The following is a 20,144-nucleotide window of genomic DNA, read 5'->3' on the forward strand; positions in this document are numbered from 1 at the left end:
CCCGTCAAGTTCACCGACACCGATGGCCAGGAGCGCACCCGTTTTCAGCGCGTGGGTGCGATGTTCCGCAACACCCGCAACGGGGACGGCTCGGAGTTCTTCAGCCTCAAGCTCGACTTCCCCGTCGCGGTTTCGGAGCTGGTGATGTTCCCGCCGAGCGCAAAGGACCCTCAGGACTAAATCCTCTGACGAGGATGGGCCGCCCCAGGACGATCTTGGGGCGGCCCGATCCCTGTTCCAGGGATGCCGTCACCGGCGCGGGTGATCGCCAACAGCGACCTCCCCTTGGTGCCGGTCACCGCGCGCTCAAAGGACGATCGCCGCTCGGGATAGTCTGGCCACGACAGACCGGTCAGTCAGCCTCAAGGGGGCCATCCACAAAACCTATCGGCCAGGGCCTCCCGGTTTTTGCGGCAGAGATTTGGGGACCCAAATCTGGCCCTCCTTGACCCTGCCTGTCCGCCCTGTCGGTGGGGTTTGCGCCCGCCCGCGGTTCGGTCCGAACACATGCGTGTTCGGTCTGACCCCCGGACGCGGACACTAAGCTCTCGCTTGGCAGCTAATTTTGGTTCTGCCTCATTTTGCGTGGTGCTGCTATCCAGTGGGCTAGTTGTTTGCTTCCGCGGAATGGTCTTGTTTTTTAGGAAACATTGGGGCCCATACGCTGAGGTGACGATGCGTCGTGTCTCGCCATTGGCCCTCTGGTTTGCGGTCCTGATAACGGTGACAAGGCCGACGCTGTCGTGCCGCTTGCCGAAGCTGTGTACGTCGTGCAATTGCCCGCTGGCAGGCCGGTTCAGATGCTTTTCAACCTATCGAGGATCGTCGGGTAGACGGCGTCCTCGTGCTGTGCGGCCCAGGCATAGTAGGGGTGCGTCTGTGGCTTCACGCCGAGAGGGTTGAATTTTCGATTATAGGCGTCGACGAACTCTTGCGGGATGGCGTAGCGGACAAGTACGCCCTTGGCCGCCTTTCGTGTGGCAATCCATTCCCTGTCTGGCATGTCGAACCTGTAGATGCTGGACAGCGCGATGGCCACCAGCTTGATGATGTCGTCCTGCGAGACGCCTGTTCTGGCCTGGTGCTCCTCGATCTCGGAGAGGTATTTTTCAGCGATGTGCAGATGCGTTTGCGGGCTTTGAGAGACGATCGTTTTTTTCTTTCTCTCCGTTCCCGTTCCCCTCGCCGCCGCCGCTGTGTCAGGTAGCTGGACAGGGTTCACACTTGATTGGTCAAGGCGCTTCCTGTCACCAATATGAATGGCCGCGCCTGTTGTGTCGGGGTGTAGGACCTGGGCTTTGGGTTTAGGCATCCTCGGCCTCCCAGACATTGTGCGACAGGACATCGTTCATCACCTGCATCGCCAGTTCCAGAAGTTCGGTGCTGTGCCCGGCGGTGATCCGGGCGCCGTCGTAGCCCTCCGAGATCTGATGCTTGATGATCTCGCCGAGCGGTCCCTTGTCTGTCATCATGGCCAGTGTGGCGCGATGTGGCACCATCGTCTTGACGACCGGAAGATCCTTCCGCGCGCGCTCGAGATATTTCCGCCCGGTCACCGAAAGCCGCGACAGGTTCTTGATATTGTTTGCCACGAAACAGTGCGAAGGCCGCGGTGACCCCGCACCAAGACGGAGGTAGAACGCCTCCATCCACTCGCGTGTGGCGGCGGCAGAGACAGCGTCCGGCTGCGACAGCTGCAAGGGGGACATGACAAAGTCCGACACGGCCAGCAACTGGTCCAGCGCTTTCGTGGCGAAGCCGGGCGTGTCGAGAAGGACAAGATCGGCTGAGCGGGTATCATAGGCGTCAATCCTTGGCCTTTATATAGGGCACAGGTTATCGTAACGCAAATTTTTTCCCGACAGGCCGTTTGTTCATGACATTTTCCCGTACCCCTGACACCCGTGAAGAGGCGGCCTCCAAGCTGCCAGCTTTGCATGTGCTGATTTCCATGGGGTGGGAGTATCTTAACCCCACCGATGCACTCGCCTTGCGAGGGTCGGAACGCGGTGTGTTGCTGGAGCCTATCTTGCGGGAACGGCTCAAGGGGCATCGGTTCGACTTCAAGGGCCAGACCTATCCGCTCTCTGCTGGTGGCATTGATCAGGTGGTGCGCGAGATCAGCGCCACGGGCCTGAACGAAGGGCTGATCCCTGCAAATGAGGCGATCTACAAGCACCTGACGTTGGGCATCACGGTCACCGAGTTCGTGGATGGCCAGCGCACTTCCGTCACTGTGCCATTGATCGACTGGGCGGACCCCGCCGCCAATATCCTTCAGGTCACCGAAGAACTCAGCGTTGAGCGGCCTGCTGGCATGGGGCGGTTTCGGCCCGATGTGGTTTGTTATGTGAACGGCATCCCCCTGGTGGTGATCGAGGCGAAGCGGCCCGTGTCATCGACCAAGGACAAAGCGATGGTGGATGAAGGCATCAGCCAGCACCTGAGAAACCAAAAAACCGACGGCATTCAGGACCTCTATGCCTATTCGCAACTGCTGCTGTCGATCTCTGGCAATAATGGGCGCTATGGCACCACGGGCACGGATAAGAAGTTCTGGGGAGCATGGACCGAGGAAGAGATCACGGAAGGTCAGATGCAGGCCGTGAAGTCCACGCCCCTGTCAGAGGCTCAGAGAGAGGCGCTGTTCGCCGACAAGCCCAAGTGGATGCGCGACGACTTTGACAGTCTCCACAGCGGACCCGTGTGGCCCACAGAGCAGGACAGGCTGATCATCAGCCTACTGCGGCCTGACCGCCTGCTGGATTTCACCAGACGGTTCATTTTCTTCGACCGGAAACTGGGCAAGATCGCGGCGCGGTATCAGCAGGTACAGGGGGCCAAGGCCATCCTGACCCAGGTATCCCACCAGAAGCCCGATGGCAGCCGTGAGGGCGGCGTTATCTGGCACACCACAGGTTCGGGCAAGTCGAACCTGATGGTGTTCCTGACAAAGGCGCTGCTGTTGGACGCAGAGCTCGCCGGATGTCGCATCATCATTGTCACAGATCGTGTGGACCTTGAGAAACAGCTTGCGGCAACGTTCATGACGGGTGGGGCCTTCGGGTCTGCGGTGGCGACCAAGAAGGAGGGTGAGACCTCCAAGGTGCAGTCCGGTCGCGATCTGGCCAAACGTATTGGTTCTGGGTCAGAACGGATCATCTTCACGCTGCTTCAGAAGTTCAACTCAGCGACCAAGCTGCCGGAGTGCAAGAACACCTCTGACAAAATCATCGTTCTGGTCGATGAGGGGCATCGCAGCCAGGGCGGCGAGAACCATGAGCGGATGCGGCTGGCACTGCCCAACGCAGCCTTCATCGCCTTCACGGGAACGCCGCTGCTGAAAGAAGACAAAACCCGTAACAAGTTCGGCCCGATCCTTCACGCTTATACCATGCAGGATGCCGTCGAGGACGGAGCGGTCACCCCATTGGTTTATGAGGAACGTCGGCCCGTTGTTGATATCAATGATGCTGCTATCGATTCTTGGTTCGACAAGATCACAACCGGGTTATCGGACAGCCAGAAGTCCGATCTGAAGCAGAAGTATTCCAGCCGTGGTCAGATATATGGAGCGGCCAATCGTATCGACCTGATCGCCTACGACATCGCGATCCATTTCACCGAGAACTTTACCAAGCTGAAGCTCGGCTTGAAGGCGCAATTGGCGACTGACAGTAAGCTGTCTGCGATCCGGTACAAGAAAGCACTCGATGAAACTGGCCTCGTGACCAGCGCGGTTGTGATCTCGGCCCCCGACACCCGTGAAGGTCATGATGATACAGATGATGCAAAGACACCTGAGGTGCAGACCTGGTGGAAAATGAATGTTGGCAATGATGCGGACGTCTATGAAACTGATGTCATCGAACGGTTTGGCACCGATGGCGCACCGGATATCCTGATCGTCGTGGACAAGCTGCTGACCGGCTTTGACGAACCCCGAAACGCCGTCCTTTATATCGACAAACACCTCAAGGGTCATAACCTGCTTCAGGCTATCGCGCGAGTGAACCGTCTGCATGAGGCCAAACAATTCGGGTACTTGATCGACTATCGCGGGATTCTTGCTGAACTGGACACGTCGATCCAGGATTACGCGGACCTCGCTTCACAAACCCAAGCCGGATACGAGATCGACGATCTCGCGGTGTCACCTGCTTGGAGAAAACGGGACCCGCCTCGTCGTGGCAACCGACCATCTCGTCTCTCCGACGTTCGAGTGCGGACCGCCGCGACAATTGCAGCTGATATCAAGTCAGTCTCCAAAGATTCCCAGATTAAAATGCTAAAGTGCGTCAGAACGACTGCATTATTACATTTTAGTGCTAAGCGACAGCGCCTCGCCTGCGTCACCGGGGTTCTGGTGCAGTACGGCATAGATCGCGGCTTCCCAGGGCTCGTCAAGGAACTCATCGCATATCGGACCCGTTTTTCGATCCGTCAGTTGACGTCCTGCAGCGAAAGCACGCGGCTGGCCGACAATTCTCCGGCCTCCGAAAGGATCGGGTATGACACCGCCGCGATATGCGCGTTGATGCGTTTCAGGTCACGCAGAATATCAAGATGCAGGGTCGTGGATCCAAGCGTTTCGGGCTGTCCCGCCTGCAGTCGCGCGATATGGCGCTTCTGTGACCGCTCCTCGATCTGACGCACATGGACCTTCTCGGCCGTCAGCCGCCGCGCGAGAGCGATATCGCGGCTGTGGAAGACGGATTGCGCCAGTTCGAGGTTCAGCAGGGTCTTGCGATAGAGCTCACCTATCTCTTCCTCGCCCGCCGCAGAGAATTTCACCTGCCGCTCTGCTTTCTTGCGCGCCATCTCTGACAGATCACGGTCAATGATGTCACCCACGTGTTCAAGGTTGATCGCGTAGGACAGGACTTCGCGCATGCGCGCACTGGCGCTCTCCGGCAGTTCCTTGCGACCCAGCCGAAGGAAATACATCTTCACCTCGGACAGCGCGGCGTCGACACGATCGTCGAGCCTGGCGATTTCGCGGCTGGCCTCCGGATCGTCGACCAGCAGGGATCGCAGGTTGAGCTCCATCATCAGGGCGACATTGTCGCCGATCCGCAAGACCTCGCGCACAGCGCCGCCAAGCGCCAGTGCGGGCGTGTCGAGCGCCGCGTCGTCAAGATAGGACGGCGCGCCCTGCTCGGCATCAGGGTCAGGCCAGATCTGCCTCGTGATGCGCTCGAACGGACCCAGCAGAGGCAGGAAAAGCAGCAACAGGATGGCATTGAAGCCCAGGTGCGCAACGATGGCGATACACCCCACCGAAGGCAGAAGGTCCGCCAGCAACGGCCCGGTGAAGCTAGCCGTGACCAGCGCGACCAACGCGCCGGTTCCCCTTACGGTGAGGTTCCCGTTGACGAGCCGTCTTGCCTCGGGTCCTTCAGAGGCCACGGCAAGGCAGGGCAGCACAGCGCCGCCCAGGTTGGCACCGGCCACCAACGCCACCACCAGTGACGGGGTAATCGTTCCGGCCTCGGCAAGCATGGCGATGAAAAGCACGACCGCCAGGCTGGATGACGAGGCGAAGGCAAGTATTGCGGCCAGAAGCAGGCCAAAGATCGGTCCCTGATCCAGCGCCGAGAGAATGGCCGCGGTGACCTCGGCCGCTTGCAACGGTTCGGTGGCGGTGCCAAGCAGATCCAGCGCAAAGAGCATCAGCCCCAGCCCGATCAATGCCTCGCCGATGCCGCGACCCCGCGCCAACCGGCTGCGCGAATGGGTCACGACGCCGGACAAGACAAGCACCGGCGACAGCCAATGCAGATCGTTTACCAGTATTGCAGCTGTCAGTGCGGTGCCCAGGTTGGCCCCCAGAAGAACCGCCTGTGCCATGCGTGGCGCGACGATATTGCGATAGACGAACGAAGCCGCGATCACTGCCGTCGCAGTCGAGGATTGCACCAGAATGGTGGCGAACAGGCCCGATATCGCGGCGACAACGCGGTTGCCGGTACCCTTCGCAATCCCCTGGCGCAGCGATGCGCCAAAACCCGAAAGCACGCCTGATTTCACTATGCGCAAGGCCCAAAGCACCAGCGCACCGGCACCCAGCAGTTCGATAAGCTGAAGGGCCGAAGTCATGCCGCCCCCCAGCCGAATGGGCACCGATTCGGACCGTCGTCAGCTTTCGCTTGAGGCCTGCAGGGGCAGACACTAAGTTGCCGAGTGAACATAGTTACAACCATTTGCAAAGGCAGTGCATGACCGGACCGACCACGCGCCGCGGCGACAGAGCCTCTTATGTCAGCGCCAACGAGGTAGCGGAACGCGCCGGCGTGTCCCGCTCGGCGGTATCGCGCACCTTTTCCGGTGCCGGCAGCGTGGCGCCTGCGACGCGGCGAAAGGTCCTGAAAGCCGCCGAAGAACTCGGATATCATGCCAACATGCTGGCGCGGGGACTGGTGGGCGAGCCCTCCAAGATCGTGTGTCTGATCGCGGCAGATGTCGGCCAGCCCTACCACAGCGCGATGATCGACAAGGTCACCCGGCAGCTTCAGCTGCACGGCAAAGTGGCCATGATCATCAATACCGGCGGCGATGAGGACAGCGTCAGCCAGGCCCTGCGGCAAAGCCTGCACTACCGGGCGGAGGCTTCTGTCGTGCTGAGCGGGGCACCGCCCGCGAAACTGGTGCAAAGCTGTCTGTCGAACGGCCAGCGCGTAGTGCTGGTCAACCGTGATGATGATGCCGAGGGGGTCGAGCGCATACGCATCGACAATACCGTCGCCTGCCGCGAAGCGCTGGCCTTGCTGCGCCGGGCGGGTTGTACGCGGCTGGTCTGTGTTTCGTCGCAGGCACGGACCACGTCGATCACCTCGCGCGAAGAGGCCTTCTCCGAGGCGGCCGCCGAGCTCGGGATCGAGATCGACGTCACACGGATCGGCCCGACAAGCTACGACACCGGGCTCGAATCCGCGCGGGTGCTTCTGGGGCGGTCCAACCCGCCTGACGGGGTGTTCTGCGTCACCGACCTTCTGGCCTTCGGCTTCATGGATGCCGCGCGCAACATCTTTGGCATCGATATCCCCGGCGATCTCTGTGTCATCGGCTTTGACGACGTGCCGCAGGCGCGCTGGTCGGCCTATGAGCTGACGACCTTTCGCCAACCCATGGATGAAATGGTCGAACGCATCGCCGAGATCCTGACCTCGGATTCCAGCGGCAGCGACTCCGCGTTCGAGGTTCTCCCGGTCTGGCGCAAGACTGTTCGGATGGGCTAGCACGGAACAGCAACCGCCCGGAGTCGATCAAGAGCCGCCCGTTTGTTGTCAGCGCCGCCCAGCAGCAGCCCGAGCGTGCGCAAGAAGACGACAACAACTGCCTCGTCCGATCCCGGCGCAAAGTCCCGGTGGCCATAGGTCCGCATCAGCTCTGTATAAAGCGCATGCCGCTCCGGGCTCACGTCGGCCACGGCACCGCCCCCGGCCTCGCGCAACCTGTACCAGTCAACGAAGACATCGGCGGCGGGAATATCTGGCAGGCCCATCTCGACAGGTCCCAACCGCGAGACCATATCGGCCAGGCTGTCGTTCTCCACCATCGTCCGCATCCCGAGCGGCCAGTCTTCGGACAGACGCCGTTTCAGCACGACGGTACGGAACTGCCGGTCGAGAAACTGCCGATAATCCGCCGCATCCATTACCGAACTCCCGTGCCTCGTCCGGGCAGCCTCGGCGCGGTAGCGGCTGAACCAGGCATCGAAATCCGGCACCGCGTCCAAGGGCCGATCGCCAATACTCGCACCCTCGGCGGAAAGTTCAAGGCATTTCCAGCCTGCGGGATAGGACACGGTCGAGGGAACCGAGACATTGACCAACCCGCCTTGCTCCGCCTGGGCCGTGGAGTCCACGTGCCAGTGGCCGCTGAAATGCGATTGCAGACCGGTGGCCGCGATGGCCCGTGTCACCTCGGGTTCCGGCATCCTGCGCGCGCCCGCGCGCGAGCCGGGCAGTCTTGCCAGTTCCGTCGTGCACCCGTGGAAGACGTCGACAACCGGGTAGTGAGAGAAGGCCACCAGCCGCTTGTTCGCGGCCCCTGCCCGCCCTGCCACGTCGCGCATCCAGTCCAGCAGGTAGGACTTGTGCCGCAGGACGGCGTTCCAGCCTTCCTTGCTGCAATCGCTGTACCCGCCCTGCCCGTCGGGCAGGTAGACATTGGCGTCGATGGACAACAGCCACAGACCCTCGACCGGCTCCACGAGATAGGAAAGATCGCAGGCGGACGCGCGGCGGGCCGGATCGGGTGCCGTGCCAAAAGGGGTTTCCCAGTGGAGGTCGGCGCGCTGCGGGTGATAGCCAAGCTCGCCAGCACAGGCCATCATGTCGTGATATCCGACCATGCGCATACCCGGGCAGATATCTGCGCCCTCGCAATGCGGAAAGTCCCGCCCCGCACACGCCCGGACGCCGCCGTCGGCATCCACCATGTTTTTCGCCAGTGGCTTGCCGGTCATCGACCACTGGTCGTGATTGCCGGGGGTTGCGAAAAAGCGGATGCCGTGGCACCGGGTGTAATCGGCCAGAAGGTCGGACACCGCTTGCCAGTTCGCCGGTTGCCCGTCATCCGTCAGATCGCCCACGATCATGCACAGGCGTATCCCCTCTGCCGCAACCGCGTCAAGCGCGGCGCGAACCGCGGCCTCGCTTTCGTTGAAGACGCGGGTCGAATGCAGGCTGTCGGCCAATGAGCGCACGAAAGCCGGCACACCTGCAGGCTCACCGAAACGGACGTCGTGCAGATGTGGATCGGACAGGACGGCGATACGGATCATTTCGTCTGGCCGGTATCCGCCTGTTCGGGGTCGCGGTGGCCGATCCGGTCAATCCAGTCAGAGGCCGTGCAGGCCGCTTCGATCAGCATCGGCTTGGGTGCCTCGAACCATTCGTCATGGCGCAGCTGGCGCCGGATGCGGACATGCTCCAGCGCGGCGTCCATCGTCGGATAGCGGTCCGGCATCTGCTTGTGCAAAAGCAGCGCCACCAACGCAACCGACCTGCTGCGCCCGCCGCGACAGTTCACCAAGACGTTGCCGCGTTCGCGCAGCGGATAAGAGGAGCGTTCCGGTAGGATCTGCGACAGCGCGCCAACAAGCTGATAATACCCCGCCAGCATCATCGTCTCGGCGTTTCCCGCGCCATCCACGAGGCCAAGTTTGTAATAGCGAAAGGCCCCGTGCCCATAGGTCAGGTGGCCCTCTCCGACGGATGGGTCCGGCGCATCGACAAGGTTCACGTCAAGATTGACCGCGCAATTGATGACAGTGCTGATCCCCCGCTCGCGCAAGAGCGGCAGGTTCGACATGCCTTCACGACCGCCGACATAAACCGCGACACCATAGGGCTCGAGTCGCTCCTCGATCAGGCTGATCTCGGGGCGGTCGTAGTGGGGCACGTTGCTTTGCGGAGAGGTCTGGTTCATGCGATCATCCTTGCACGGTCAGTTGAATTCGAGTGCGACGCCAGCGGAATACCCGTCGACGCGCTGATTTCGGGTGCCAACGCGGGCACGACGGCCAGCACCGCGCCACCGTTGCTCAACCCGTCCTCGGGCAGATCACTGACACGGCCACCGGCCTCTTCGACCAGCAGCAGACCGGCCAGGCAATCCCAGGCGTTCATGTGAAGTTCGGCATATCCGTCAGAGCGGCCATCTGCGACATATACCAGCCCCAGCGCGCCCGACGCACCCCGGCGCACGTTGGCACCATGATCCAGCAGCCGGTTCAGAACCGAAAGGTATTCCTGCTGCGGGCGTCGATTGTTCCAGCCAAGCTCCAGACAGGCGGCGGCAAAGGTGCGGGTTCCGGCCACGTGGATGGGCTGCCCGTTGCAGGATGCGCCCATGCCGCGCCGGGCGAACCAGAGCTCATCCGTCGCAGGCGAGAAGACCGCACCGATTTCCGTGATGCCGTCGCGCACATAGGCAACCGAGATGCAGAAATGCGGTATCCTCCGGGCGAAATTGGCGGTCCCGTCGATCGGATCGACCACCCATACCGAACGGCCCGTCACCGAGCCCCCGGTCTCCTCGCCGAGAAATTCGTCCCCGGGCAAGGCGGCGGCGATCCCGGCGCGCAGGTGTTCTTCGACAGCGGCGTCGGTCTCGGTCAGAAAATCCTGCGATCCCTTCATCGCGATTTCGTCGGTGTCGCGGCGACGGAAGCCGTCAAGGGCGATCCGTCCGGCACTCTGAATCAGGGAAAGGCACAGGTTGGCACGTTCGACAATATGCTTGTCCGCGGGTTTGGCTGCTTGGTCCATGCAGTAAAGGCTCCGTTCGAGAAAAAGCGCGCGGGCGCGGGTCTTTGGGTGTCGGCAAGAATGCGGTTCGTTGTCAGGCGGGTGCCATGGCCCCGGCCCGGCGACGGGCATCCACGGCTTCGGCGATGCGGTGCAGGGTCGGATAGCGCGCGCCCGGGCCCTGGGCCACGTAACCCGGGCAATGATGCGCCGGAGTCCCGTCCGGCTGCTTGCCCAGCGTCAGGGGATGATAGCTGCCACCGGCCCGCTCGAGTATCAGGATCGCCGCCGTGACGTCCCAGGCGTTGACGCCAAAGCCGGCGGCGGCATCGGCCCAACCGGCCGCCACGTGACAAAGGCTGAGCGCGGCGCTGCCGGGGCGGCGCAAGGTCGAGAAGGCCGAGACCAGATCCCCCAGCCCGGCCAGCGCGGAGTCCCGGCCTTCGAGCCGGAAATCGCGTTGCACCGGATAGCCGGTAATCAGCGTCGCGCGCGCCTCTTCGCGTCCCGCGGGGCAGTGCAGCGGCGCGCCGTTCAGCCAGGCGCCGCTCGTATCCGCAGAGAACATGGTCTTGGCCATCGGGTCATAGACAGCCCCGGCGGTAATCCGACCATCGACCACGGCTCCGATGGAGACGCACCAGAAGGCGAGACCCGCGGCAAAGTTCGAGGTGCCGTCGATGGGGTCCACGAACCACTTCACCGGGCCTTCACCGATTTCTCCCCCCTCTTCGCCAATGATGGCAGAGCCGGGAACCTCGGTCAGAAGATGCTCGCGGATCAAGGTCTCGGTCCGCTGGTCGTGCACGGTCACCGGGTCGTGCAGGTCGGCCTTGTAGTCCACGTGCATCTCGGCGCGGAATACCCCGGGCAGCAAATCCCCCGCCGCCCGTGCCACGGTTTCGGCGACCTCGCGCAAGCGCGCGGCCGCAGGTATGGCAGACTTGTTGGTGCCGGTCATGTCTAGCAATCCTTCGTTTCCTATGTGTCCCGGGGCCCTGCTTGGCCCCGGAGCGATGCCGCGAGGGAGGTCAGCGGCTGTAGTGGATGCGCCAGAAATCCTGCCAATCCTGGCGGGAGTCCCAGTCTGCCAGCCCGGTTGCGGAATCGTAGGCCAGCAGGTTGTCCCAAAGATCGATGATCCCCGACGGCTCGTTCGCGGGCATCGATATCGTCGAATTCGTCGGCACCTTGCCGTCCACCATCTGCGGGCCGATGCCTTCCTCGGTCAGGATGAAATGCACAAACAGCTTGGCCGCGTTCGGGCTGTCGGTGCCCGAGGCTATTAGCGCCAGCTTGGAATAGGTCCAGCCGACCCAGGGCTCCAACGTGTCGCAGATCGCCATCTTGTGGCCCTTGGCCTCAACGTCACGGAACTTGGCCGAGGACATCAGCCCGAAGAACGGGGTCTCCTGCCCCGGCGCGCCGACCGCAGCAGAGGTATTGTCGTCGCCATCGGTCACCAACGGCGCGTTTGCGCCAAGGTCGGCGACCCAGCGCTTGGTGGCGCTGTCGAACTCCGTGACCAACGGTTTGCCGTAATGCGCTTCATAGGCGTCACGGACCGCGTCGTCGTGGTGGCTTTCCATCTGGCTGAACCAGTCAGTGTAGCTTGCCTTGGTCAGCGGATCGATCATGGCGAACTTCCGAGTCCACTCCTCGTCGGTCAGCTCCCAGATATTGGAGACCGGACAACTATCATGGACCTCGGTATTGTAGGCAAAGACGTTGGCATTCGTCGTCGCGGTCATCGGGTCCTGGTAGATGGTCGGGATGACGTCGGCCATGTCGGGCGGCAGGTAGCTGTGAACGAACCCCTGCGGGATCAACTGCGCCAGCGCCGCCGGGGCGTCGGTGATCATCAGCACGTCGCCCTTGACGTTGTCGGCCTGCGATTCCCGGATCACCATTTCGAGCTGCGCCGTCGCACTGACCTTCTGGCCGATTGCGTCGAGCCCATACTTCTCCGCAAAGTTCTCGACGACCGTCACGATCTTGCCGGTGCTGTCATAGACGGTCAGTTGCGGTTCCGCCTTGGCTGCCTCGATCAGCGCGTCGAGGCCGGCCTCTTCCGCCTGGGCAAGCATCGGCACAACCAGTGCGGCACCGAGCGCCAGGGCGGCGCTGCGCATGGCGGGCTTGTTGACATTCTTCATTTCGAGTCTCCTCCCCTGATGGTCGCCGGGCGGAGGATCCGCCCGGCGCGATTGGTCAGCGTTCGTAGGTCAGACGCCAGAAATCCTGCCAGTCCTGACGCGTGTCGAAGTCCTCGACCGCCGTGGACAGGTCATAGGTCAGCAGCTGATCCCAGGCCGCGCCGATCCCCGAAGGTTCGCCATCGGGCAGACCCACCTCGGTATTGGACGACATCTTGCCGTCATCGGCCTGGGGTGCGATGCCCTCGGCCGTCATCACGTAGTGGATGAACAGCTTCGCGGCGTTCGGACTGTCCGTCCCGGACGCGATCAAGCCGACACCGGCATTGGTAAAGCCCAGCGACGGCTTGATACCGTCACACAGGCCAAGCTTAAAATCCGAAGCGGCGTTTTCGCGGTACTTGGCAGAGCTCATCAGCCCCATGAAGCCTTCTTTCTGTCCCGGCGCGCCGACGGCCTCTGCCGCGTTGCTGTCCGAACTGCCCAGAAGCGGCGCGTTTGCCGCCAGCATGGCGATCCATTGCTTGGCGGCCGATTGTTCGGACCGGTCGAGCGGCTCTTCGAAGAAATCCTCGTAGGCGGCGGCCAGTTCGTCGTCGCCGTGCGACTCGATCTGGTTGAACCAATCGGTGTAGACCGACTTGTTCAGCGGGTCCTGCATCGCCACCTTGCCGCGCCACGCGTCCTGGGTCAGTTCCCAAACGTTCGACACCGGGCAGGTGTCATAAAGCTCGGTGTTGTAGGTCCAGACATTGGCCATGGTGACAACCACCAGCGGATCCTGGTAGCGCTCTTCGATCACGTCTGCGAGGTCCGGCGGCACCCAGCTGACGCCGAATTCATTCGGCAGCAACTGCGCAATCGCGGCCGGTGCGTCTGAAATGATCGACACGTCGCCCTGCACATTGCCAGCCATCGCCTCGCGCGCCATCATCTCGAGCTGGGCATGGGCCTTCACCTTCTGGCCGACGGCATCCAGATCGTATTTCGCGGCGAAATCCTCTGCCATCGTCACGATCTTGCCGGTGCTGTCGAATACCGCCAGTTGCGGTTCGCCCCTGGCCGCCTCGATCAAAGCGTCAAGGCTGAATTCCTCGGCGTGCGCCCCCAGGGCAATCATTCCGAGGGCCATCGCGCTGGCCGTTGTGGTTACGATCCGTTTCATGTCTCTTTTCTCCTCCAGTTGATACATGCACCCTGCCCGCTTCTTTGGCGGGCAGGGTGAGGTGTCATCGGCTGTAGTGAATGCGCCAGAAATCCTGCCAGTCCTGCCGTTTGTCAAAGTCCTCGGCGGCTGTCGTGGTGTCATAGACCATCAACTCGTCCATGTAGTCCGCGACCCCGGAAACCTCTTCCGCGTTGGCGGGCACGGCGCTGTTGGACGAAACCTTGCCATCGACCGACATCGGTGCGATGCCCTCTTCGGACAGCAGGTAGTGCACGAAAAGCTTCACCGCGTTCGGGCTTTCGGTGCCGGACGCCATCATCGCTAGACCCGGATACAGCCAGCCGGCAAAGGGTGCCATCCCGGCGCAGATGCCAAGCGCGGTCTCGCCGCTGGTGTTGGAACGGAACTTGGCGGTCGACATGATGCCAAAGAACGGTGCCTCCTGGCCGACGGCACCCACCGCTTCGGCCACCGACGTGCTGTCACCCAACAGCGGTGCATTGGCGGCATAGAGACGCACCCATTGTTGTGTCGCGCTTTGCTCAGACCGGTCGATCGGTGTGCCGAAATGCGCCTCATAGGCTTTGGCCATCGCATCGTCGTGATGGGTTTCAAGCTGGTTGAACCAGTCGGCGTAATTGGGCTTTACCAGCGGGTCGAGCATGGCCACCTTGGCATTCCATTCGGGCTCGGTCAGCGCCCAGACGTTGGAGACCGGACAGCTGTCATAGGCCTCGGTCGAATAGGCCCAGACATGCGGGTCCGAGACCACGACCAACGGATCCTGTTGTCCTTCTGCGATGCCGGATGCCAGGTCGGGCGGCAGCCAGCTTTCGGCGATCCCCTCGGGGATCAGTTGACCCATGATAGAGCCGACATCGCCCGCCACGCCAAGATCGCCCACGATGTTTCCGGCCCGAAATTCGCGGATCATGAGGTCGATCTGGTCGGCCTCGTTCACCTTTTTACCGGTCGCCTCAACACCGTGGAGCTTCGTGAACGCCTCGGCGGTCCGAACGATCTTGCCGGTCACGGCATAGACAGTGATCGGCGGCTCTGCCTTGGCCGCCTCCACCAGCGCGTCGAGGTCGAACTCTGCGTCCTGTGCCTGCGTTGCGCCGCCAAGTGCGATCCCGAGGGCCAGCACGGCCAAGGGCAGCGCGGTGGTTGATTTTTGTTTTATGGTCAAGTGTTTCTCCTCCCTGAAAAACGTTGTGTCACGCGGCCGCCACCGAAAATGCGTCGTCCGCTGCTCGAATTCGGTCGCCCTGGGTGTCAAAGACATTCAGCGCATGGGCCTCTACCCGGAACCACATCCGGTCGCCCTCGCGCACGCTGGGCGCGACATGGGTATTCATGAAGATCGTGGTCCCCCCGGTTTCGAGCTCGATGATCCAGCTTCCTCCGGTGGGCAGGATCGCCGCAACACATGCCGGTGCGCCGAAATCGCCTGTGGCAAGCGCCTCCTTGCCGGAGACAAGCGAGATCGCCTCGGGCCGGATACCGACGGAACCGATGTCGAAAATCTCGGGATGTTGCTTGGCGAGAAAGCGCATCGCCTCCTGGACCAGTTCACCCGTCCCGCCAAATTCAAGGATGTTGATCGGCGGGCTGCCGACGAACTCGGCGACAAACCTGTTGGCGGGCCGTTCGTAGATATCGTCGGGCGTGCCCAACTGCTGCAACGTCCCCTCGTTCATCACCGCGATCGTGTCGGCAAGGGTCATCGCCTCCCACTGGTCATGGGTGACAAAGACGATGGTGGTCGAGAACTTGTCGTGGATCCGCTTCAGCTCGGCCCGCATCTCAAGCCGCAGGCGGGCATCGAGGTTGGACAGCGGCTCGTCTAGCAGAAGCACATCGGGGTTCACCGCCAACATCCGCGCCAGTGCCACGCGCTGCTGCTGGCCGCCGGACAATTGCGACGGATAGCGCGCGCGGTATTGCTCGATCCCCAGCGACTGCATCACGTCTGTCGTGCACTTTTGCCGCTCCACCTTGGCGACCTTGCGCAGTTTCAGCCCGAACTCAACATTCTGCTCGATGGTCAGATGCGGCCAGAGCGCATAGCTTTGAAACACCAGTCCCATGCCGCGCTTTTCCGGCGCGATAAAGCTCGCGGTCTCGGGGCAGTCGACGACACGCTCGCCCACCGCCAACTCGCCGCTCGAAAGGTTTTCCAGCCCGGCAATCATCCGCAGCGTCGTGGTCTTGCCGCAGCCCGAGGGACCGAGCAGGCACAGAAACTCTCCGTCAGCGACCTCCAGGTCCAGATGGTGAATGGCCTCGTATGCGCCGTAGCTTTTCTTGACGTTTTTAAGCGTTATTCCCGGCATGACTTATCCTCCCAGGCCTTCGGCAAGGTTTGTTTTGGTAAGTTTCTGTGCTGCGACCGTGCCGAAGTAGGCCAGCGCCGCGATGATCAGGACCACCGCGTTGGCGGCCTGTGTGTAGTTGTAGTCGACGAGCCGCAGCGAATAGGTTGTCAGCACGTCGGTGGAGGGCACCGCCAGCACCACAAAGAGGCTCAGGCCCTTGATCCCCGAGATGAACGGCAGCAACACGCCCGTCACCAGCGATCCTTTCTGGATCGGCACCACGATGCGGGTCATGCGGTGGAACCAGCCGGAGCCTGCGACCTGTGCCGCCTCTTCAGGTTCCTTGCCCAGTTGCATCATCGCCGAGATACCGGCCCGGGAGGCATAGGGCATCTGGTCTGCAATGAGCGCAAGGATCAGGATCGCCATGGTCCCGTAAAGCGCCGGAACAGGTCCGCGCTGGACCGCAAAGAGCGACAGGTAAGCGGCCGCAAAAGCGATCCCCGGAACGAGGTAGGGGAAAAACGTGACCTGGCGTAGAAAGGTGGCCAAGGGACGCAACGGAGTGCGCACCACCGCATAGCCCACCAGCAGCCCGAGCAAGCCCGACACCACAGAGGCCGACCCGACGATCCACAAGGTGTTCCACGCCGCGCTCCACAACTCGGGCGTCAACAGGATGCCCTGCTGCAACGCGACCGTGTCCAACCCGGTGCCAAGCCAGTAATCCAGCGTGAAATTTTCCCAAGTGAAGCGCGCAGGAACATGCATCACTGTCGACAGCGCCAGGGTCAAGACCGGCAGACCCACGCTGATAGAAAAGATGAGCGCCGCAAAACCGGCCGCCGGGAGCCGCAATTTGCGCAGCTGTGTCAGGCGGTTCATCGAACCCTTGGAGCCGACGGTGACGAACTTGCGCGCCTCGCGCACCAAGTAGGCGTCGATCAGCAGGGTCATGATCCCGAGGATCATGATCGAGGCGGCAAGCACACCGGCCACGCCGGTCTGTCGCGACCCGAGATTGCGATAGAGCGAGGTGGCAAGCACGTCGAACTTCACCGGCAGGCCGAGCACATAGGCAACCCCGAATTCGCCCAGGCACTTGGCAAAGATCAGCACGATGGCCGAAATCAGTGCGGGCTTCATCAAGGGCAGTATGATTGACCAGGCAATGCGGCTGCGGCTGGCACCCAGCATCTGCGCGCTGTCTTCCAGCTGGCTGTCGAAGCGACGCAGCGCACTCCCGAACAACAGGATGATGAACGGTGTGTAGTGCAGCGCCAGAATGATGGTGATCGGCACCTGCCCGTAGGCCAGCCAGTCCGGCGGCGTGAAACCCATGGCCTCGAACCATCCCTGCTGGCCACCGACCGTGCGATTCTTGAACAGGGTTGTCCAGGCCAGCGCGAAGGTCCAGGCCGGAAGCATGTAGGGAACGATCAGGGCCGTTGCAAACCAGCGCCGCGCGAACATGTCGGTGCGGCTGATGAGCCATGCGAGGATGCCGCCAACGAAAAGCGACACCGCTATGGCACCCAAGGCAACGCTCAGCGTGTTCCTCAGCGGCTCCCAGAACATGTCGCGGGCGATGGGCGAGAAAAACGTCCTGTTCAGGTAGTAGCTCGTCCACTCTCCGACTTCGGTGTCGGTCCGGCGGGCGTCGCCGAATTGCGTCTGTACCGCGTCGAGCAGGATCGAGATGATCGGCACAACGATCAGATAGGTGAACAGCGCCGCCATGAAGAGCCCGATCAGCGTCGTCGGCTCCCGCATCGCGATCCGGGTCCGGTATCGAAGCCGCGTGATCCGACCCGATCCGCCGGTCTGGCCGGAAATATCCGAGGCCTTGCTCATTGCGCTCCCCCTAATACTGCAATTGCTTGCACGAACGTCGTCCGCCGCATTCCACCCTCCCATAATCTCCAATCACGTCAGTTATTTGACAGATCCATACCAGCGCACCCCTCTGCACCGTTTAAACGCACTCAACTGCAAATCGGCCGAGCAAGAAGCAGGATTGCAGGGGAGACCCCTGCTTGTCAAACAAATACTGATAATAATGGTCTAGTGTGCAATATACTAATAGTATATATCTATTGTTTTTCAATATCTTACAATCTTCATAAACGATATATCTATTTTTAATGCACCTATGTGCATATGGCGATCAAGTCTAGCTTCGCAAAGCCTTTGGCTTCCTCAGGCAGGAAGTTCACGTACGTGGGGTCTGATGCCGGAGAGTGCAGGATCCTACGCTCTCATGAGCGTTTTCAGGTATTCTGACACAATTAATCTATCCCGCTGACACGGGTTGGTCAAAGATGTGGCCTGTGCAGGCGCTAGAGACGGTGGCCGAGCCGGTGATTATCATGCACTCATCCGCAGATTGGTTACCGTTTGACCAAATTCGATACGGGTTACCTCTCTCTAGCCGATATGCAACGTCGCGCCCAGATCGGCCTGAACAAGGGCGAAGCCCATCACGCCCTCAAGAATGCGCTGGGTATTGGCCGCCAAGGTGAAATTCGCGACGGGACAACCGAAGGGCAACATTTCAGGATGGCCGGGCTGAACCTGCTCACCACCCCCATGATTTACTGGAACACCAAGCACCTCGGTCAGGCTGTCACAAGCCGCCGCCGCAATGGGTTGGATGGCATTGCCAACTTGTTCCGCCGACATTACCGGACTATTTTGGCGGCATGAGAACTCCGACCAGTTTGCATCGCCTCAAGGGTTTCCGATACCCTCGCGAAATCATTGCCTACGCTGTTTGGGCGTACCACCGTTTCGCGCTGAGCACGGCTGACGTCGAGGACCTTTTGGCTGAGCGGGGCGTGATTGTCAGCCGGGAAGCCATCCGGTTGTGTGTCAATCGATTTGGTCGGCATGTTGCGAATTGCATCCGGCGCGATCGCCCCCGCCCCAACGACAAATGGCATCTGGACGAAGTCGTTGTCCCGATCGGTGGCAAGAAGCATTGGCTGTGGCGCGCAATTGACGCGAATGGCGACGCTCTCGATATACTTTTGCAAACAGGCTTCGTTGCACAAACCCGATGTTAGCCAGGGTTCCCCTTTCCCCGGACGGATTTATGCTACGGGCTCGGTGACGGGTATGCCAAGTGCAGTGTAGCTGTTGAGGACGGAGATACGGACGTGGATCTCTGCGACCTGCCTTTCGAAGTCCCTCGCCATCAGTGATTGGCCGAGTAGTTTTATACAATGCATCTTCGTTTCGACGCGACTTCGGCGGTGGTATCCACTCCAGCTCGCCAAAGTGTCCGGCCCAGGTATCGTTGTGCATTGACCGCGTCGTTTCGGGCAACAGCTCCGGCGCTCGTCCATTGCCCGGCAGTGCATGCCAGCATGCACGATAGGGGGTTTCCAAGGCTTGGCATTCTTGCGCGGCGGGATCACCGCATGGGCATTTCTGGCGGCAATCGCCTCATGGCATTTACGGGTGTCATACGCCCCATCTGCGGTGACGCTGCCGATGTCCTGATCGGATGGGATTTGGTTCAAGAGTTCGGGCAGCATGGGAGCGTCACCGATGTTGCTGCCAGTGACCTCAACGGCCCGAACTTCCAGAGTTTTCTCATCGATCCCAATGTGTATCTTGCGCCAGATGCGCCGTTTGGAGCCATCGTGCTTGCGTGCATTCCATTCGCCTTCTCCTTCGGCTTTGATACCGGTGCTGTCGATAAGGAGGTTCAGCGGACCCTTGGATCCGCGATGCGGCAATCTCACGCTCAGTGTTCGCTGGCGGCGACATAAGGTGCTGACGTCCGGCACAGCCCAGTTCAGTCCAACCAACTGCAACAGGCTCTGGACAAACCCAGTCGTCTGCCGAAGCGGCATACCAAACAAGACCTTCAGCGTAAGGCAAGTTTGAATTGCGGCGTCACTGAATTGCTGTTGCCGACCACGCTTGCCGCTTGGCGGAGGCGTCCAAACCATCTCGGGATCAAACCAGATCGACAGCGATCCGCGTTGCTTCAGCGCTGTGTTGTACGAAGGCCAGTTCTTGGTCTTGTACTTCGTAGGGGCCCAACTGCTCATGCCCTCCAGCTATCATACTGGACTCCCAACGTGAATCCCGGTCGAGATTTGTGCAACATGTATAACCGCCCCTTGCGCAAGAGGATTCTTCAGAGCTGATTTTGGCGTGTCATCGGGTGCTGACATGTATCCGGCCTCATGATGCGGCTTCGCACATGCCGCGGGCCCGTATGGTGTTCGAAGGT

At 61.3% G+C, this 20,144-nt stretch carries 15 protein-coding genes and 3 pseudogenes; 5 read left to right on the top strand and 13 right to left on the bottom strand.

The window, feature by feature from the left end; genetic code table 11:
• On the top strand, window positions 1-180 hold a 180-nt coding region (locus ACN0WV_RS18530; protein WP_417607727.1), incomplete at its 5' end, for a hypothetical protein.
• 616 nt (window positions 181-796) lie between these two features.
• On the opposite strand, the gene ACN0WV_RS18535 is transcribed toward ACN0WV_RS18530, so the two are convergent.
• Both ACN0WV_RS18535 and ACN0WV_RS18540 read right to left on the bottom strand, forming a co-directional pair.
• A complete protein-coding gene (locus ACN0WV_RS18535) occupies window positions 797-1,312 on the bottom strand; it encodes a hypothetical protein (protein WP_417607728.1) in 516 nt (171 codons plus the stop codon).
• Window positions 1,305-1,709: a hypothetical protein gene (locus ACN0WV_RS18540; RefSeq protein ID WP_179141553.1), complete on the bottom strand. Its 405-nt coding sequence runs from the start codon at window positions 1,707-1,709 to the stop codon at window positions 1,305-1,307. The genes ACN0WV_RS18535 and ACN0WV_RS18540 overlap by 8 nt, the downstream gene beginning before the upstream one ends.
• Before the next feature lie 167 nt (window positions 1,710-1,876).
• On the opposite strand from ACN0WV_RS18540, the pseudogene ACN0WV_RS18545 reads away from it, so the two are divergent.
• Window positions 1,877-4,096, top strand: a pseudogene (locus ACN0WV_RS18545) (type I restriction endonuclease subunit R); the annotation flags it as partial.
• A 347-nt stretch (window positions 4,097-4,443) separates the two neighbouring features.
• On the opposite strand, the gene ACN0WV_RS18550 reads toward ACN0WV_RS18545, so the two are convergent.
• Entirely contained in the window at window positions 4,444-6,099 is a 1,656-nt protein-coding gene (locus tag ACN0WV_RS18550) for a Na/Pi cotransporter family protein (RefSeq protein WP_084354917.1), read from the bottom strand.
• 119 nt (window positions 6,100-6,218) lie between these two features.
• Between ACN0WV_RS18550 and ACN0WV_RS18555 the strand changes: the two genes are divergently transcribed.
• On the top strand, window positions 6,219-7,238 hold the full coding sequence (locus ACN0WV_RS18555) for a LacI family DNA-binding transcriptional regulator (protein WP_084354918.1): 1,020 nt from the start codon (window positions 6,219-6,221) through the stop codon (window positions 7,236-7,238).
• Here the strand turns inward: ACN0WV_RS18555 and ACN0WV_RS18560 are convergent.
• The 9 genes from ACN0WV_RS18560 to ACN0WV_RS18600 all read right to left on the bottom strand — a co-directional run bounded on the left by ACN0WV_RS18560 (window position 7,235) and on the right by ACN0WV_RS18600 (window position 17,752).
• On the bottom strand, window positions 7,235-8,788 hold the full coding sequence (locus ACN0WV_RS18560; RefSeq protein WP_084354919.1) for a metallophosphoesterase family protein: 1,554 nt from the start codon (window positions 8,786-8,788) through the stop codon (window positions 7,235-7,237). The genes ACN0WV_RS18555 and ACN0WV_RS18560 overlap by 4 nt on opposite strands.
• Entirely contained in the window at window positions 8,785-9,435 is a 651-nt protein-coding gene (locus ACN0WV_RS18565) for a dual specificity protein phosphatase family protein (RefSeq protein ID WP_084354920.1), read from the bottom strand. The genes ACN0WV_RS18560 and ACN0WV_RS18565 overlap by 4 nt, the downstream gene beginning before the upstream one ends.
• Window positions 9,432-10,277, bottom strand: coding sequence for an inositol monophosphatase family protein (locus ACN0WV_RS18570; RefSeq protein WP_084354937.1), 846 nt, complete (start codon window positions 10,275-10,277; stop codon window positions 9,432-9,434). The genes ACN0WV_RS18565 and ACN0WV_RS18570 overlap by 4 nt, the downstream gene beginning before the upstream one ends.
• A gap of 73 nt (window positions 10,278-10,350) precedes the next feature.
• The gene (locus tag ACN0WV_RS18575) at window positions 10,351-11,217 is read right to left on the bottom strand and encodes an inositol monophosphatase family protein (RefSeq protein ID WP_084354921.1); all 867 of its coding nucleotides are present in this window, start codon (window positions 11,215-11,217) and stop codon (window positions 10,351-10,353) included.
• A 70-nt stretch (window positions 11,218-11,287) separates the two neighbouring features.
• Entirely contained in the window at window positions 11,288-12,412 is a 1,125-nt protein-coding gene (locus tag ACN0WV_RS18580) for an ABC transporter substrate-binding protein (RefSeq protein WP_235866704.1), read from the bottom strand.
• A gap of 55 nt (window positions 12,413-12,467) precedes the next feature.
• Window positions 12,468-13,577 carry an ABC transporter substrate-binding protein gene (locus ACN0WV_RS18585; RefSeq protein ID WP_084354922.1) on the bottom strand — a complete coding sequence of 370 codons (1,110 nt, stop codon included), beginning with the start codon at window positions 13,575-13,577 and terminating at the stop codon, window positions 12,468-12,470.
• 64 nt (window positions 13,578-13,641) lie between these two features.
• The gene (locus ACN0WV_RS18590) at window positions 13,642-14,769 is read right to left on the bottom strand and encodes an ABC transporter substrate-binding protein (RefSeq protein WP_143514673.1); all 1,128 of its coding nucleotides are present in this window, start codon (window positions 14,767-14,769) and stop codon (window positions 13,642-13,644) included.
• Window positions 14,770-14,797: 28 nt separating this feature from the next.
• A complete protein-coding gene (locus ACN0WV_RS18595) occupies window positions 14,798-15,916 on the bottom strand; it encodes an ABC transporter ATP-binding protein (protein WP_084354924.1) in 1,119 nt (372 codons plus the stop codon).
• A 3-nt stretch (window positions 15,917-15,919) separates the two neighbouring features.
• Window positions 15,920-17,752, bottom strand: a complete 1,833-nt coding sequence (locus tag ACN0WV_RS18600; RefSeq protein WP_084354925.1) for an ABC transporter permease — start codon at window positions 17,750-17,752, stop codon at window positions 15,920-15,922.
• A 567-nt stretch (window positions 17,753-18,319) separates the two neighbouring features.
• Here ACN0WV_RS18600 and ACN0WV_RS18605 point away from each other — a divergent pair.
• Together ACN0WV_RS18605 and ACN0WV_RS18610 are read left to right on the top strand one after the other, a co-directional pair.
• Window positions 18,320-18,707, top strand: a pseudogene (locus tag ACN0WV_RS18605) (Tn3 family transposase); the annotation flags it as partial.
• Window positions 18,601-18,936, top strand: a pseudogene (locus ACN0WV_RS18610) (IS6 family transposase); the annotation flags it as partial. The pseudogenes ACN0WV_RS18605 and ACN0WV_RS18610, both read left to right, overlap by 107 nt.
• Before the next feature lie 54 nt (window positions 18,937-18,990).
• Here ACN0WV_RS18610 and ACN0WV_RS18615 read toward each other — a convergent pair.
• Window positions 18,991-19,959, bottom strand: a complete 969-nt coding sequence (locus ACN0WV_RS18615) for an IS5 family transposase (RefSeq protein ID WP_417607734.1) — start codon at window positions 19,957-19,959, stop codon at window positions 18,991-18,993.
• Window positions 19,960-20,144 lie beyond the last annotated feature (185 nt).

The organism is Primorskyibacter flagellatus, from assembly GCF_048268605.1.
Taxonomy (GTDB): domain Bacteria; phylum Pseudomonadota; class Alphaproteobacteria; order Rhodobacterales; family Rhodobacteraceae; genus Primorskyibacter; species Primorskyibacter flagellatus.